The following is a 15,958-nucleotide window of genomic DNA, read 5'->3' on the forward strand; positions in this document are numbered from 1 at the left end:
TGTCTGCGGCAACATCGCTTGGAAGGTATTTTCATGCGGGCTTGATAAGTCGATAAAATCGAGCGGTTTCAGGGCAGAACCGACGGACGATCGTAGGTATGAGTCCGGCAGGTCGTTTATGATCACGGCATTGAACGTCGCCGTTGTGCTGGCTACGGCGGCCAACCTTCTAGAGGCGCGATGAAAGTCCTAATTGCAGATGACCATCCCTTGTTTCGTTCCGCGCTCAGCCAGGCGGTCAAGCAATGCCTGGATACGCCGGTGCTGGAGACGGTCGGCTCGTTCGACGAACTCAGCGATACGCTCAAGCGCGGTGGCGATCTGGATCTGCTGTTGCTGGATCTGAACATGCCGGGCGCGCGCGGCTATTCCGCGCTGGTGCATGCACGCAGTGTGGCCCCGGCGCTACCGGTGATCGTGGTCTCGGCCTACGAGGATGCCGGCGTGGCGCGTGCCGCGCTCGACCACGGCGCGGCTGGCTTCATTCCCAAATCGGCGTCGCCCGAGATGATGGCGCACGCAATCGAGACAGTGCTCGCCGGCGATCGCTGGGCGCCGGAAACGGTCGACGAAGTGCCCAATAGCGATAACGAATTCACCGACAAGCTGGCCCTGCTCACCCCCCAGCAGCAGCGGGTGCTGGTCATGCTCACCGATGGCCTGCTCAACAAGCAGATCGCCATCGATCTGGATATTTCCGAGGCCACGGTCAAGGCGCATATCACCGCCATCCTGCGCAAACTCGGTGTGCATACGCGCACCCAGGCAGTGATTGCCGCGCGCAGTCTGGACATCGACTGGGCCAGCTATGGCCGTAGCGCGCCGGGCGCGCCGAGCAATAGCGACAGCTGATCGGCTGTGCTTGAGCCCGCATCTTGTTCGCAAACGAACACGAAGAAACGCCATTAAGACCGAAGGCCGATTCGTGCCGGGCGCGCTACCAGCACTTCAAGCGCGCCGCTCAAGTTAGCGCATTATCAATACTATGCAATCGACTGGCGCGAAGCGCGACCGATCCGCAAACCGTCTTTCATGCATGTGTATTGGCATGCATTCGCGGACCGTCTTTGCTGTTTGAAGACAGAAATCCTTGATTGCGCAGATGTCGCCGCCTGTGTGTCAGGCGAAGCCGCGCCCGGCTGCGCCCCGGAAACGTGCGCCGATTCGGCGCGCGATTCGAGTCAGTGTGTGGCCGGGTCAAGAATCCTCGCGGCGCGCGAGGGTGGCGAGGGTTGCCCGTAGCTTCGCGGGTTCGAGCGGTTTGTAGAGCACGCTAACGCCCATTTCGCGGGCCCGATCGACGATTGCCTTTTCCCGGTTGGCGGTAATCAGCAGACAGCGCAGATCACGCACCCGCGTGAGTTTTTCGGCGATTGCCAGGCCATCCGGCATGCCGGCGCCGAGATCGAAATCCAGCACGGCGATCTCGATCTCCAGATCGGCCACGATTGCTTCGGCGTCTGCAGCCGGGGCGGTGATACATTCGGCCTGCCAGCGTTCGAGTAGACCGGTGAGCGCGTCCAGCGAGGCATCGTCGTCGTCCACGCACAGTATCTGACAGCCGGTCAGTGCCTGGGCCTCATCCGCGGGCCGTAGCGCCGGGGTAGCGTCGCCGCTGTCGCGACCGGCCGCGACGCGCTCGACTTCCAGGCAGAACAGCGTGCCGCGCCCGAGCTGCGAGCGCACTTCGATACGGTGGCCGAGCAGGCGCGCCATGCGATCGGCCAGCGACAGCCCCAGCCCCAGGCCACGATCGCCGGACACGCTGGCTGACGCGCCACGCGAGAATTCATCGAAGATCGAGCCAAGCTGTTCGTTGGCAATGCCGGGGCCGGTGTCCCAGACCTGAATACGCACGCGATCCTGGCTACGGCGCACGCCCAGCAACACGCGGCCGCTGGGGGTGTAGCGCACGGCATTGGACAGGAAATTCTGCAGGATTCGGCGCAGTAGCGCCGGGTCGGATTTCACCCAGCAGCGGGAGGATACGCTGTGCAGCGACAGCCCGGCTTCCTCGGCCAGAACGGAAAACTCGGCGGTCAATGGTTCGATGACCCGGGCGAGTGGAAACGCGACCGGGCTGACGTCCCAGGCGCCGGCGTCGATCTTGGAGATATCCAGCAGCGGCTCGAGCAGGGACTGGGCGGCTTCCAGCGACGTCTGAATATGGGTCAAGGCCTCGCGCTGGTCCGCCTGGCCGCGTTCGCGTGCCGTCGCCGCGAAAAGCCGGGCCGCATTGAGCGGCTGCAACAGATCGTGGCTGGCTGCGGCCAGGAAGCGGGTCTTGCTCAGATTGGCCCGCTCGGCTTCGCGCCGGGCCTGCTGGGCGGCCTGCTGGGCCGCGGCGCGTTGGTCGTTTTCGCGGCGCAGGCCTTCGTTGGCACGACTGAGCGCGGCGGTACGCTCGGCGACTCGGGCTTCGAGCTGTTCGTTGGCACGGGTCAACGCGGCTTCGGTGCGCTTGAAGGCGGTGATGTCGTTGAAGGTGGTCACGAAACCGCCGCCCGGCATGGGGCTGCCGGTCATCTGCAACACGGTGTTGTTGTGCCGGTGGCGCTCGAAACGGTGGGCACGCCCTTCGCGCATATGCGCCAGACGTTTGCGCACGTGTTCTTCTACCGGGCCCGGCCCGCATTCGCCGCGCATCGCATTAAAGCGAATCAGATCGGCCACCGGGCGCCCGGTGCGCACCAGCCCGGGCGGGTATTCGAACAGCTCCAGATACCGGGTATTCCAGGCGACCAGGCGCAGATCCTGATCGATTACGGAAATGCCCTGGTCGATATTCTCGAGCGCGGCCTGTAGCACGCTGCGATTGAACTGCACGGCATCGGCGGTGCGATCGATCAGGCGCACCATGTCTTCGATGGCCAGATCGCGCTGGCGCAGCCCGGAGGCGAGCATCAGCCGCGCCGAGGCACTGCCGACCACGCCGGCCAGCCGGCGCTCGGCGAATTGCAGCATATGCGCGTCCACGAGCTGGTTCGAGAGAATCTCGCGATCGTGATTGCCGGCATATTCGTTGAGCGCGGCATGGGCGGCCTGAACGCCGAGGAAACGCTGGAGCAGCACTTCCAGTTCGCCGACGCGAATCGCCGGCTGGCGGGTTTCCACGCGCCGACGCTGACCCCGCTGCAGACCCAGATCGACGAAAGCGATCGCCTGGGCGCGTTCGATCAGGCTGGTCGAACTGTTCAGCGACACGGCGGTCATCACGACGATATCCACCAACAGGATCCAGAACACGCCGTGGGTGAGGGGATCGCCGAAGTCGTAGCCGAACAGCGCGTGCGGCGCGAGCCAGCTGATATGAAACGGGCCCGTCGCCACCCAGTCAGCATTGAACCAGCCGATCGCGGCGAGATTGGGCACGACCAGCGTATAACCCCAAACGACCAGCCCTGCGGCCAGGCCGGCGACCACGCCGCGGCGGCCGATGGCACGAATATAGAGCCCGCCGATCAGCGGCGGCAGAAACAGGGCGACGCCGGCAAACGACAGCAGCCCGATCGAGGCCAGCGCTTCCGAATTGCCGAACAGGCGATAACAGCACCAGGCCAACGCGAGAATGAGAACGATCAGGACACGGCGGATATGCAACAGGGCATCGCCGATATCGCGCCGGCCGATGAAGCCCAGCCGCGGAATCCGCAGGATCAGCGGCACGACCACCTCGTTACACAGCATGGTGGCCAGGGTGACCGTGGCCATGATCACCATGCTGGTGCCCGCGGATACGCCGCCGATATAGGCCGCCAGGGCCACGCCCGGCGCGTCTGCGGCCAGCGGCAGGGCGAGCACGAAGCGATCGGGATTGATCGTGCCGGGTTCGAACAGCACGAGGCCGGCCGCGGCCAGCGGAATCACGAACAGCGACATCAGCAGCAGATACAGCGGGAACAGCCAGCGCGCGGTATTCAGATCGCGGGTGTCGGTGTTCTCCACCACGCCGACATGAAACTGGCGCGGCAGACACAGCGTGGCGCCCACGGCCAGAATGCAGGTGGTTACGAAGCGGGCATCCAGCAGCGGCGCGTCGAACAGCCGGTTGAACTTGTCGATTTGCCCAGCCTGGGTGAACAGATCGTCAAGACCGTTGAACATGCCGTAGACCACAAACAGCCCCACGAACAAAAACGCCGCGAGTTTGACCACCGATTCGAAGGCAATCGCCAGGATCAGGCCCTGGTGCGATTCGCGCGGGTTCACATGGCGGGTGCCAAAGAAGATGGTGAACACTGCCATCAACACCGCCACATAGAGACCGGTATCAACCCACGGCACGTGCGGCTTGGTATCGGCGTTGGCGATATGCGGACCCTGCGACAGGGTATAGAACGACATGGTCAGCGCTTTGAGCTGCAACGCGATATAGGGCAGCACCACGAACAGCGCGATAGCGGAGACAAGCGCTGCCAGGCCCTGCGACTTGCCGTAGCGCGCGGCGATGAAGTCGGCGATGGACGTGGTGTTCTGTTGCTTGGCGATCAACAGCATCTTGCGCAGGATCGGCGACAGCACGAGCAGCGCGAACATGGGCCCGACATAGATCGGCAGATAGGGCCAGCCGTGCGTGGCGGCGCTACCGACGTTGCCGAAAAACGTCCAGGACGTGCAGTAGACCGCCAGCGATAGCGCATAAACCACGGGGCGCGGGCCGGGGCGCTTGTGCGCACGCCCGCGCCGGTCGCCGAAATGGGCAATCGCGAACAGGATGCCGATATAGACGATCGAACTGACGACCAGTATCCAGGCGCTGATGATGGCGGACTTCCCCCGCGGCCATTCGTGGCCGCCTTTGATCTTCGTCGAACGCAGGCTGCAGCCCGCGGCTGTGGCCCATATAATGCCGCGCAAATCCACTGACGACGACGTTATGCTCGATCCCCGCCTGCTTCGTAACGATCCCGAGGCTGTTGCCGCGGCGCTGAAAAAGCGCGGTTTCGATTTCGATGCCGCGGCATATGCCGATCTCGATGCGCGCCGCAAGACGCTGCAAACGCGCACCGAGGAACTCCAGGGCGAGCGTAACCGGCGATCCAAGGCGATTGGCAAGGCCAAGGCCGCCGGCGAGGATATCGAACCGCTCAAGGCCGAGGTCGGCGATCTGGGCGACCAGCTCGATGCCGCCAAGGCGGAACTCGACACGATCCAGGCCGAACAGGACGCTATTCGCGCCGGTTTGCCCAATCTGGTCGCCGACGACGTACCGGTGGGCGAAAGCGAGGACGATAACGTCGAAACGCGGCGCTGGGGCGAGCCGCGCGCCTTCGATTTCGCGGTGCGCGATCATGTCGAGATCGGCGAAATACTCGACGGCCTGGATGCGGCCACCGCCGCCAAGCTCACGGGCGCGCGCTTTACCGTGCTGCAGGGCGGCGTGGCCCGACTGCACCGGGCGTTGATCGCCTACATGCTCGCCACCCATACCGCCAACGGCTATACCGAGTTGAACGTGCCCTATATCGTCAACTCGAAATCGCTCTACGGCACGGGCCAGTTGCCCAAATTCGGCGAGGATCTGTTCCGCCTAGCCGAGCCCGAGGATTATTACCTGATTCCGACCGCGGAAGTGCCGATGACCAATATCGTGGCCGGCGAGATCGTCGAACACGAAAAGCTGCCGCTGAAATTCGTCACCCATTCGCCGTGTTTTCGTGCCGAAGCCGGGGCGGCCGGGCGCGACGTACGCGGCATGATCCGCCAGCATCAGTTCGAAAAGGTGGAGATGGTCAATATCGTCGCCCCGGACGAATCCGATGCCGCGCTGGAAGCGCTGACCGCCAGTGCCGAATCCATTCTCCAGGGGCTGGAACTGCCGTATCGCGTGGTCACGCTGTGTACCGGCGATATCGGCTTTGCCGCGGCCAAGACCTACGATCTGGAAGTCTGGCTGCCGAGCCAGAACACCTATCGCGAGATTTCCTCCTGCAGCAACTGCACCGATTTCCAGGCCCGGCGCATGAGCGCGCGTTATCGTGATCCCGACACCGGCAAGCCGGTGCTCGTGCATACGCTCAACGGCTCCGGTCTGGCTATCGGGCGTACGCTCGTGGCCGTGCTGGAGAACTACCAGAACGCGGACGGCGGTGTGGATATTCCGCGCGCATTGCAGCCGTTCATGGGCGGGGTCGAACGTATCGAGGCGTAGCCCGCGAGACCCAGGCGTCGTTTGTGTCTCGCAGCGAGGCAGATTCTTTCTTTACTGTGCTTGCAACTCAGTTGGCTGTGCTCAGGCAGGTTGTCCGCAAATGAACGCGAAGACACGCGAATAAGACAAAGCGCTCGAAGGTCGAACAGTCTGCGGGTCACGTCGCATGCGAAGGGCACTCCGCAGACGGATGTATACGGGTATCGGAAATCGACCGTGCGATGGCTTCGTTCTTCAAGCGTAACCGCAGATTTCTCAGATTACACAAATGAGCAAGCGCACCACGCAACTGCGGTTTCTTGTCTTTGATCTGCGTGATCTGCGGACTGTTGCATTTGGCTGCTGCCAACAAAGCCGAGGCATCAATACAGCCCGATCGCACATTCTGGCCAAATAATCAATCGGCGTAATCGGCGGATAAACGGTTACTTCTTTGTTCAAGCAGGCAGGTTGTCCGCGCGTGAACGCGAAGACACGGCCATAAGGCGATTGTCCGCAGATCGACACAGATCAGCGCAGATCGAGACGAGCGACTTGGCGGCGCCGGTTTTGTTCTTTGTCCGTGTCATAGACGAGCGTCGACTGCGCCGCGTTTTATCGGCGTGAATCTGCGTCGATCTGCGGACGGTTTTCGAAAAACGCAGCCGGTCGCGGGAAACCATGTCCGCCGAAACGAAGCAGCCGGAATGACGCGTTTTTCTTGAGCATTTATGAAACTCGGTTCGCTATGCTCAAACAAGCAGCTTGTCCGCACATGAACGCGAAGACAAGACTACAGCTCGGGCAATTCCGCCCAGAGCCGTTCGATGAGCGCGTCGTAGCGCGTGCCCGGATAGTGTTCGAGCGCCTCGTCGATAACCGCGCTGGTCAGATGCGGGGCGAAGATTTCGATGAAGCGGCGCATATAGCCACGTAGAAACAGATTGTGCCGAAAGCCGATATGGGTGGTGCTCGAGGCGAACAGGTGGCTGGCGTCCAGGCGCACGAGATCGGCATCGGCTACCGGGTCGTAGGCCATGTTCGCGATTACGCCCACACCCAGGCCCAGGCGTACATAGGTCTTGATGACGTCGGCATCCACCGCGGTGAGTACCACGTTGGGCGTACGTCCTTCGGCTTCGAAGGCGGCATCCAGATGGGAGCGCCCGGTAAAGCCGAAGGTATAGGTCACGATCGGTTGCTCGGCCAGACGCGCCAGCTCCAGGCGGGGCGTATCGGCCAGTGGATGGTCGCGGGGCACGAGCACACACCGATTCCAGTGATAGCAGGGCAGCATCACCAGTTCGTCGTAGTGTTCGAGTGCTTCGGTGGCGATGGCGAAGTCGGCATCGCCCGCGGCGGCCCAGCCGGCGATCTGTGGCGGCGCGCCCTGGTTGAGATGCAGCGATACCTGCGGGTATTCGTGGCGGAAGGTATCGACCACCGGCGGCAGGGCGTAGCGCGCCTGGGTATGGGTCGTGGCCACGCATAGCGAACCGCGATCGGCATCGGCGAATTCGCTGGCGGTGCGGGTGATGTTTTCGACCTCGGACAGAATTCGCCGCGTGGTTTCCAGGATGCGTGCCCCGGCCGGGGTGATACGGTCCAGATGCTTGCCGTTGCGCTCGAACACGAGCACGCCGAGTTCTTCTTCGAGCAGGCGAATCTGCTTGCTCACGCCCGGCTGCGAGGTATGTAGCGCCTCGGCGGCGGCGGTGATATTCAGCCGTCGTTTGGCGACTTCATTGATATAGACGAGTTGGCGCAGTTTCATAGGCAAAGGTCGATCGCGTTATGCCGATATCTTATTAAACCATGATTAGATAGTTCTATCGGATTTGACGACCAACTGCTAGCCTGCGCGCTTTCTTGCATGGTCCGAGAGTAGCGCAGCCAATGATTGCGTTCAGCGTAGCCGGGTTGATTGTCGGCATGGCGGTCGGCATAACCGGCGTAGGTGGCGGCTCGTTGATGACGCCGCTGCTGATTCTTATCTTCGGTTTCGCGCCGTCTGCCGCGGTGGGTACCGATCTTTTGTATGCCGCTGGCACCAAGGGTTTCGGCACCTGGTTGCACGGCCGTCAGCAGACCGTCGACTGGTCTGTGGTCGGACTCATGGCCAGCGGCAGCCTGCCCGCCGCGCTGCTGACCATCGCCTGGCTGCACCATGTGGGGCTTGCGCCCTGGGTGGAGCATCTGATGACCATCACCCTGTGCGTGGCCATTATTGCGACTGCCGTTCTTACACTGGTGCGCAAGCGCATCATGGCGCATATCGGCGACGACGAGGGTAGCGAATCCGGCCTGCCGCCGCGCCTGCTGGCGCTGCGCCCGTCGATCACTGTCATCGGCGGCGTGGTGTTGGGTGTACTGGTGACGCTGTCGTCCGTGGGCGCGGGCGTATTGGGCACCACGTTGCTGTTATTGCTGTACCCGCGCCGTGCGGCGATTCGGATCGTGGGCACGGATATCGCCCATGCCGTGCCGCTGACGCTGGTGGCCGGCATCGGTCATCTGAGCCTGGGCACCACCGATTTGCCGGTGCTGGGTTTTCTGCTGCTGGGCTCGTTGCCGGGCATTTATCTGGGTACGCGCCTGGGTTCGCGCTTGCCCGACGGGCTGTTGCGGCCGATCATATCGGTTCTGTTGCTGGTGATCGGCGCCGGGATGCTCTTCGATAGCGTCACGTCGCTCGTATCCCTCGGTTGAAGGCTACGCGCCGACTGCTGTCTTGTCCGAACACGTCTCTACGCTGCCGATCTTCGTCCGTGTTGCCGAGCGCCCAGTGCTGGTGGTCGGCGCCGGGCGTATCGGTACGCGTCGTATCGAGCGCCTGCTCGACAGTGGTGCACGGGTACGGGTGGTAGCGCCGCGTGTCAGCGATGCTGTGCGGGCCTGGGCCGACGCCGGGCGGCTCGATCTCATCGAGCGTGGTTTCGAGGCAAGCGATCTCGCCGGTCAGTCGCTGGTGTTCGCCTGTGCCGATGACACGAGCGTGAATACATGTGTGGCCGAGCACGGCCGGGCCCGCGGTGTGCTCGTTCAGCGGGCCGACGATGCGAGCACTTCGGATTTTCTGGTGCCGGCCGTGGTACGCCGCGATGCGCTACAGATCGCGATTTCCAGCGACGGCCAGGCGCCCACGCTCACGCGCATCCTGCGTAGCCGCCTCGATGCCTGGTTGCCGCGGGCGTACGGCGATCTCGTCCGTCTGGCCGGCGATTTTCGCGACCGCGTCAAGCAACGGTTGCCGCGTGGTCAGCGGGCGCGCTTCTGGTTGCGTGTGCTCGATGGCCCCATCGCCGAAAAAGTCTTCACCGGTCGGATGACCGAGGCGCGCCACGCGCTGGAACAGGCCCTGGACGCCGATCGGCCGGGCGCGCCGGCGCGTGGCGAGGTCTATCTCGTCGGCGCCGGGCCGGGCGATCCGGATCTGTTGACGTCACGAGCACTGCGGCTGATGCAACGGGCGGACGTGGTGCTCTACGACAGTCTCATTCCGAGCGCGATCGTCGAACTGGCCAACCCCGAGGCCGAGCGTATTCATGTAGGCAAGCGCGCGGCCCGGCACACCCTGCCGCAGGAGGATATCAACGCACTAATGGTGCGCCTGGCCGGACAGGGCAAACGGGTACTGCGCTTGAAAGGCGGAGACCCGTTCGTGTTCGGTCGCGGCGGCGAGGAGATCGCCCAGCTTGCAGATGCGGGGATCGATTTTCAGGTCGTGCCCGGTATCACCGCAGCCAGTGGCTGTGCCGCCTATGCCGGTATTCCGCTCACCCACCGCGATCATGCCCAGTCGGTCACTTTCGTGACGGGGCATCTCAAACAGGGCGAACTGGATTTGCCGTGGTCGCAGTTGGCACAGCCGGGGCAGACCGTGGTTTTTTTCATGGCGGTCAAAAGCTTGCCGGTTATTTGTGATGCGTTACAGGCGCATGGCCTGGCGCCTGATTGGCCGGCCGCGCTGATCATCGAAGGCACGACCGTACGCCAGCGGCTGGTCGTGGGTACGCTCGCCGACCTCCCAGCACGGGTGGCCGAGCAGACCATCGAAGGTCCGGCATTATTGATCGTGGGTGCGGTGGTACGCCTGAACGAAACACTCGGCTGGTTCCGGCCCGATCCTTGAGCAGCCAGGCCGAGCGTTGCGCGTCGGCAAATGTCGCGAATTCACGCGCATGACCGGCGAGCCGTTCCCTTGTGTCGGTTTGATTCGCGCAGCGTAACCCAAGCGTAACCCAACAAGGACAGAAGCTCGGCAGGTCGTTTCAGCTCGCCCGCCTGGAATTGGCAGCGACGCCCGCGCCGTGCCATTTGCGCGTATTTGCGTAAATTTGCGGATGAGAAAGAACGTGCCGCGCGGCCCAAACGAAGCCGAGTCGATTGGGTTGGGTTAACGTAATAAAAAAGCCCGGAGCGCGTAACACGCTCCGGGCTTTTACAGGGCCAACATTGTCGGCCGTTCAAGACGTTATGCGCTATTCTTCGCCCATGAACACGCCCAGCAACTGAAGCAGGCTCAGGAAGAGGTTGTAGATGGTCACGAACAGCGTCACGGTGGCCGTGATGTAGTTGGTTTCGCCGCCGTGCACGATCTCGCCGGTCTGATAGACGATCAGGGCCGACATGAGTAGTACGAACAGGGCGGATACGGCCATCGACAGCGCCGGAATTGAAAATACGGCGGCGATGATGCCCATGACGAAGGCCACGAGAATGCCCATGAACAGCATTCCGGCCCACTGGTTGAAGCGCTTGCCGGAGGCCAGGGCATAGGCCGACATGCCAAGAAAGATCGTGCCCGTGCCGCCGAGGGCGAGCATGACGATCTCGGTGCCGTTGGAGAAGTTATTGATATAGAGATTGAGAATCGGGCCGATGGTATAACCCATGAACCCGGTCAGTGCGAACACGCTGACCAGGCCCATCGCGCTGTTCTTGGTCTTTTCGACCGCGAACAACAGGCCGAAGTAACCGACCAGGGTAATGATGATACCCGGGTGCGGCGCATTCAGCGCCATGGCCGTGCCGGCCACGACCGCTGAAAACAGCAGCGTAAGCGACAGCAGCATGTAGGTGTTGCGCAGTACGCTGTTGGTAGCCAGCGCAGTCTGCGCGCGCGAAGTTCGAAGAGTACGTTCCGCGTTCATTTGTCGGTCTCGTAGTGACTATGGTTGAGAGGCTATCACGCTTTATTCGCAAAGAAATCTTTGTCTGAACAATGCATACAAACCGTTTTCTACGGCGTAATCTGGCGTCGCTGTATAGACCGTGGCGCACGACAGACGTTCCCGCGATGGTGATGTTCTGCCTGCTTGTCGCGGGCTTTTTCGGACCCTGCGCGTGTGCTGCCCCGTCATGGCCCGAAAGCCTTGGCGTGCCGCGGGCGCCGAATACCGATATACGCCGTCTTGATAACGATGGATTCGTGGTCGGCTACGATCGCGCAAGCGCCCGGGCAGCCTGGGTCGCGTATCGTTTGACGGCGGTGGCCGATTACGTCAACCGACCGCGCCCGCCCTTCATCGCCGATCCGCGCCTGCAGACACACGCGGACACGACCATCTACGATGGGCCGGATTACGATCGCGGCCATCTGGCGCCCAACTACGCCATGAGTCAGCTCTACGGCGCGCGCGCCCAGCGCCAGAGCTTCTATTACAGCAATATCGCGCCCCAGCGGCCGCGGCTCAACCAGTTGGTCTGGCAGCGGCTGGAAGAAATCGAGATCGACGACATCGCAGCGCACAATTCGCCGCTGTGGGTAATGCTGGGGCCGATCGCGGCCGATAGTAAAGATAGACCGGTGGCCTTCTTTCGAATCTGGCTGGCACGGGATGCCACGGGTACGTGGCAGAGCATGGCGTTTGTCGTGCCGCAATCGGTACGCGGGGACGAGCCTTTAAGCCGTTTTCTGGTGTCGATCGACCGGATCGAGGCATTGACCGGGCTGGATTTTCTACCCGCGCTGTCGCCATCGCGCCAGGCGCGGCTGGAACAATCGGCGGCGCCGGTGCGGCGGTTCGGATTGGTTGGCCTGGCGTGCATGCCCGCACGCTATGCGGCACGCTGGCGGGATCGTGATGGGATACGACTGAATTTCGAGCGCTGCGGCGATTCGTGAAAACTTGGACCGATGGCGCATATCCGCCCGGGTGAATGAGTAGAGCATCGATGCCTGAAAACAAGAAATGGGTCCAGGAATCCACGTCGTTCTGGCGGCGTCTGTCGATTCGTCAGGGGCTGATCAGCTCCGTGGTCTTCATTCTCGTGCTCTTTGGCCTGGCCTGCGCGGTCGCGTTGCTGGCATTCGAAAACGTGCATTCGGCGCGCGTGCTGTCGGGCGAGGTCACCGCGACGCTCATTCGTACCGCCGAACTCGACGAGGCCATTACACGTACCCAGAGCGCGCTGCGTGGCTATGCCTTGTCTGGTGATCCGCGCTTCGTCGATACGATCGAACGCATGGACCAACAGTTCGAAACCGCGCTCGATAACCTCTACGAATACAGCGAACGATCGGCCGGCCAGCGGCGCCGGCTCAGTCAAATCGAACAGCTTCAGCACGATTGGAAAAATCGTGTGATCACGCCCATCATGAGTCAGGTCGAGCGTGGCCAGCTGGAACAGGCGCGGCGTGCATTGACCCGTGGCGCAGATACCAGCATGACCGACCCGCTGCGCCAGACACTCGATCAGTTTCGGTTTCAGGTTCAAAACGATCTCGATCGCAGCGTCGCCCTGATCGACTATCGACAGGAGCGCGCGCGCTGGCTGTTGCTCGGCGTTCTGCTTTTCGGTCTTTTGACCGGTCTGTTCACGGTCCGGGCGATCGTGCGTCGGGTGACCCGTCCGCTCGGCGCCCTGGCCAAGATGACCACACGGCTGGCCGAGGGCGAGCGCGCGCTGGAGATCCATTTTCGCGAGCGCAACGACGAAATCGGCCAGGTCGCCAATGCGTTGGAGAAGTTTCGTCAGATTATTCTCGAACAGGATCGCCAGTTCTGGATTCGGGATCATCGCGCGCGGGTGACCGTGGCGCTGCAGCAGTGCAAAAGCGAGCAGGAAGTCGGCAAGAAGTTGCTCGAGAAGCTGGCGCCGTTGTTCGGTGTGGGCTATGCGGCGCTCTTTACATCGGTCGCCGGCGCCGAAGATGAGGATATATTCGCCCTGGCCGCGAGTTATGGCTACAGCCGCGATGTGCCCCAGACCTTCGAGGTCGGCGAGGGGTTGGTCGGTCAGGTGGTCGTCAGCGGTGACCAGATCGTGCTCACGGACGTGCCCGAACAGTATCTGACGGTGCGCTCCGGGCTTGGCGAGGTCCGGCCCAAGGTGTTGTTGATCGCGCCCGCGCGCGCGGGCACGAATATTCTCGGTGTGCTCGAAATGGGCATGCTCCAGGAGCCCAGCGCCGCCCAGCAGGAATTGCTGGATACGTTATTGCCCAGTGTCGGTCTGGGGCTGTTGTCATTGGCGCGTACCCGGCGTGCGGTGGAATTGCTCGAACAAAGCCGTGCCCAGACCGAGGCGCTCAAGGAATCCGAGCAGCGCCTGCGTGACCGCCAGGAAGAGCTCAAGAACGCCAACAGCGAACTGCGCATGCAAAGCGAAGAGCTCAATGCCCAGTCCGAAGAACTGCGCGCCTCCGAAGAAGAGCTCAAGGTCCAGTCCGACGAACTGCAGGCCACCAACGAAGAACTGCGCCAGCGTCAGGAACTCATGCGCAAGCAGCAAAAGGAACTGGCGCGGCTGCATTCCGAAACCAAGCGGCGTGCCGAAGAGCTGGCACGAACCAGCCAGTACAAATCCGACTTTCTGGCCAATATGTCGCACGAGTTGCGTACGCCGCTCAACAGTCTGCTCATACTCTCGCGCAGTCTGGCCGACAACACCGCGGGCCATCTGGACGAAGAGGAAGCCGAGGCGGCGTCGATCATCCATGAATCCGGCACCGGTCTGCTGAGTCTGATCAACGATATTCTCGATCTGTCGAAGATCGAAGCCGGCAAGATGGCCGTGAACCCGGAACGCACGGATGTGGACGGCATCGTGCGGCGCATCGAACGCGACTTCGCCCATGTCGCCCAGCGCAAGGGCATTGCCTTCGAAGTGCACGTGGGTGCGGGCGTGCCGGATACGCTGGTCACCGATCCCGGCAAGCTCGATCAGGTCATTCGCAACCTGATCAGCAATGCGATCAAATTCACCGAGCAGGGGACGGTTCGTGTGGAAATCATGGCGCCGGCGCCGGATACGGTGTTTCGCACCCAGGGGCTGGTTGCCGAAGAGGCATTGGCCATCCATGTCATTGATGATGGCATCGGTATTCCCAAAAACCGCCTGGAACAGATATTCCAGGCCTTCGAACAGGTCGATGCGGGCACCAGCCGAACCTATGGCGGTACCGGCCTGGGACTGTCGATATCGCGCGAGCTCGCACGCCTGCTCGGCGGCGAGATCAGCGTAGAAAGCGAACTGGGCGAAGGCAGTCGTTTTTCGATCTATGTCCGGCGCGTGCTCGATAGCGATATCGAAATATCGCCCAAGATCAGCGACAAGGCACAAACCCGCCGTATCGACGAGGAATCGAAACTGGGGCCTGCGCTCACGCAAGCGCAGAACACGGGCGCGAAATCCGCCGAGCGCGCGCATGTACTGATCATCGACGACGATGAGAACTTTGCCCGTATCGTGGCCAAGGCGGCCGAAGAGCGCGGCTTCGATTGCACGACCGCGGCCAACGGCGAGCGCGGCCTGGATATGGTGCGCCAACAGCTGCCCGACGCGATCGTGCTGGACCTGGGGCTGCCCGGCATGGATGGCTGGGCCGTACTCGACCGGCTCAAGGCCAATGAACGCACCCGCGCGATCCCGGTGCATGTCATTTCGGCTGCCGACGACACGGGCCGCTCGAAGCAGGCCGGGGCGGTGGGTTATCTGACCAAGCCGGTATCAAGACAGGATCTGGAAACGCTGTTCGCGCGCGCCGAGGTGCTCAGCGGCCGCGAGGCCCGGCGCGTGCTCGTGGTCGACGACGATCGCGACGCGCATACCGCGATCACCCATCTGTTGCGTGCCGAGAGCGTGGAGATCACGGCAGTGGTCAGCGGTGCCGAGGCGCTCGAGCGACTCGACAGCCAGGATTTCGACTGCGTGGTGCTGGATCTGAGCCTGCCGGATATCAGCGGCTTCGAGCTGCTTGAACGGATCGCCGAACGCGACGATGCGCCGCCGGTGGTGGTGTATTCGGCACGCGAGCTCTCCGAAGAGGAAACCGGGCGCCTGCGTGCGCATACCGACAGCATCGTGATCAAGGGCTCGCGCGCGCAGGAACGGCTGCTCGACGAAGTCTCGCTATTCTTCCACCATCTGAGCGAGCGCAGCGATACGCCGCCGGCCAAGCCCAAGAGCGCCGATGGCGAAAGCGCAGCGGCGGTGGCCGCGCCGGCCAATCTCGTCGGTCAGACCGCGTTGCTGGTCGATGACGATATGCGTAATACCTTTGCCTTGTCGCGGGCACTGCGCGAAAAGGGTCTGAAGGTGCTCATGGCCAGCGACGGCTTCAAGGCGCTCGACCAACTCAGCGCCAATCCGCAGGTTACGATCGTGCTCATGGATATCATGATGCCCGGCATGGATGGCTACGAGACAATCCGTCGTATCCGTGCGCAAGCCGAATACGAATCCTTGCCGATCATCGCCTTGACGGCCAAAGCCATGGCCGGTGACCGGGAAAAATGTATCGAAGCCGGGGCGACCGATTATCTGCCCAAGCCCTTGGATATCGAGGCGCTGGTTGCGCTCATGGCGCGGTTGCTCTAGGTC

The 15,958-nt window shown here is 62.5% G+C and carries 9 protein-coding genes; 6 read left to right on the forward strand and 3 right to left on the reverse strand.

Translation table 11 applies throughout. The annotated features are described in order from the left end of the window. The first annotated feature begins 180 nt into the window (after positions 1–180). A complete protein-coding gene (locus T5B8_RS10275) occupies positions 181–852 on the forward strand; it encodes a response regulator (protein ID WP_353178474.1) in 672 nt (223 codons plus the stop codon). A gap of 345 nt (positions 853–1,197) precedes the next feature. Here T5B8_RS10275 and T5B8_RS10280 read toward each other — a convergent pair whose 3' ends face one another. Further along, complete coding sequence (locus T5B8_RS10280; protein WP_353178476.1) at positions 1,198–4,857, reverse strand: hybrid sensor histidine kinase/response regulator; 3,660 nt, start codon at positions 4,855–4,857, stop codon at positions 1,198–1,200. A gap of 19 nt (positions 4,858–4,876) precedes the next feature. On the opposite strand from T5B8_RS10280, the gene serS reads away from it, so the two are divergent. Then, on the forward strand, positions 4,877–6,151 hold the full coding sequence (gene serS, locus T5B8_RS10285; RefSeq protein WP_353178478.1) for a serine--tRNA ligase: 1,275 nt from the start codon (positions 4,877–4,879) through the stop codon (positions 6,149–6,151). 772 nt (positions 6,152–6,923) lie between these two features. Here the strand turns inward: serS and cysB are convergent. Beyond that, on the reverse strand, positions 6,924–7,904 hold the full coding sequence (gene cysB / locus T5B8_RS10290) for an HTH-type transcriptional regulator CysB (RefSeq protein WP_353178480.1): 981 nt from the start codon (positions 7,902–7,904) through the stop codon (positions 6,924–6,926). A gap of 122 nt (positions 7,905–8,026) precedes the next feature. On the opposite strand from cysB, the gene T5B8_RS10295 reads away from it, so the two are divergent. Then, positions 8,027–8,839 (forward strand): sulfite exporter TauE/SafE family protein, encoded by an 813-nt coding sequence (locus T5B8_RS10295; RefSeq protein WP_353178482.1) that lies wholly within the window; start codon positions 8,027–8,029, stop codon positions 8,837–8,839. A 22-nt stretch (positions 8,840–8,861) separates the two neighbouring features. Continuing rightward, positions 8,862–10,262 (forward strand): siroheme synthase CysG, encoded by a 1,401-nt coding sequence (gene cysG / locus T5B8_RS10300; RefSeq protein ID WP_353178483.1) that lies wholly within the window; start codon positions 8,862–8,864, stop codon positions 10,260–10,262. Positions 10,263–10,611: 349 nt separating this feature from the next. Here cysG and T5B8_RS10305 read toward each other — a convergent pair whose 3' ends face one another. After that, entirely contained in the window at positions 10,612–11,283 is a 672-nt protein-coding gene (locus tag T5B8_RS10305; RefSeq protein ID WP_353178484.1) for a Bax inhibitor-1/YccA family protein, read from the reverse strand. Positions 11,284–11,435: 152 nt separating this feature from the next. Here T5B8_RS10305 and T5B8_RS10310 point away from each other — a divergent pair, with 152 nt between their 5' ends. Beyond that, positions 11,436–12,257 (forward strand): DNA/RNA non-specific endonuclease, encoded by an 822-nt coding sequence (locus T5B8_RS10310; protein ID WP_353178669.1) that lies wholly within the window; start codon positions 11,436–11,438, stop codon positions 12,255–12,257. 50 nt (positions 12,258–12,307) lie between these two features. Beyond that, entirely contained in the window at positions 12,308–15,955 is a 3,648-nt protein-coding gene (locus T5B8_RS10315; protein WP_353178486.1) for a response regulator, read from the forward strand. Positions 15,956–15,958 lie beyond the last annotated feature (3 nt).

It is taken from the genome of Salinisphaera sp. T5B8 (assembly GCF_040361255.1).
Classification (GTDB): domain Bacteria; phylum Pseudomonadota; class Gammaproteobacteria; order Nevskiales; family Salinisphaeraceae; genus Salinisphaera.

Bases quoted from the DNA above. Each gene is read 5' to 3' on its own strand.
- T5B8_RS10275 (WP_353178474.1), top strand. From the start codon at position 181: ATGAAAGTCCTAATTGCAGATGACCATCCCTTGTTTCGTTCCGCGCTC.
- serS (WP_353178478.1), top strand. From the start codon at position 4,877: ATGCTCGATCCCCGCCTGCTTCGTAACGATCCCGAGGCTGTTGCCGCG.
- cysB (WP_353178480.1), bottom strand. From the start codon at position 7,904: ATGAAACTGCGCCAACTCGTCTATATCAATGAAGTCGCCAAACGACGG.
- T5B8_RS10295 (WP_353178482.1), top strand. From the start codon at position 8,027: ATGATTGCGTTCAGCGTAGCCGGGTTGATTGTCGGCATGGCGGTCGGC.
- T5B8_RS10305 (WP_353178484.1), bottom strand. From the start codon at position 11,283: ATGAACGCGGAACGTACTCTTCGAACTTCGCGCGCGCAGACTGCGCTG.
- T5B8_RS10310 (WP_353178669.1), top strand. From the start codon at position 11,436: ATGTTCTGCCTGCTTGTCGCGGGCTTTTTCGGACCCTGCGCGTGTGCT.
- T5B8_RS10315 (WP_353178486.1), top strand. From the start codon at position 12,308: ATGCCTGAAAACAAGAAATGGGTCCAGGAATCCACGTCGTTCTGGCGG.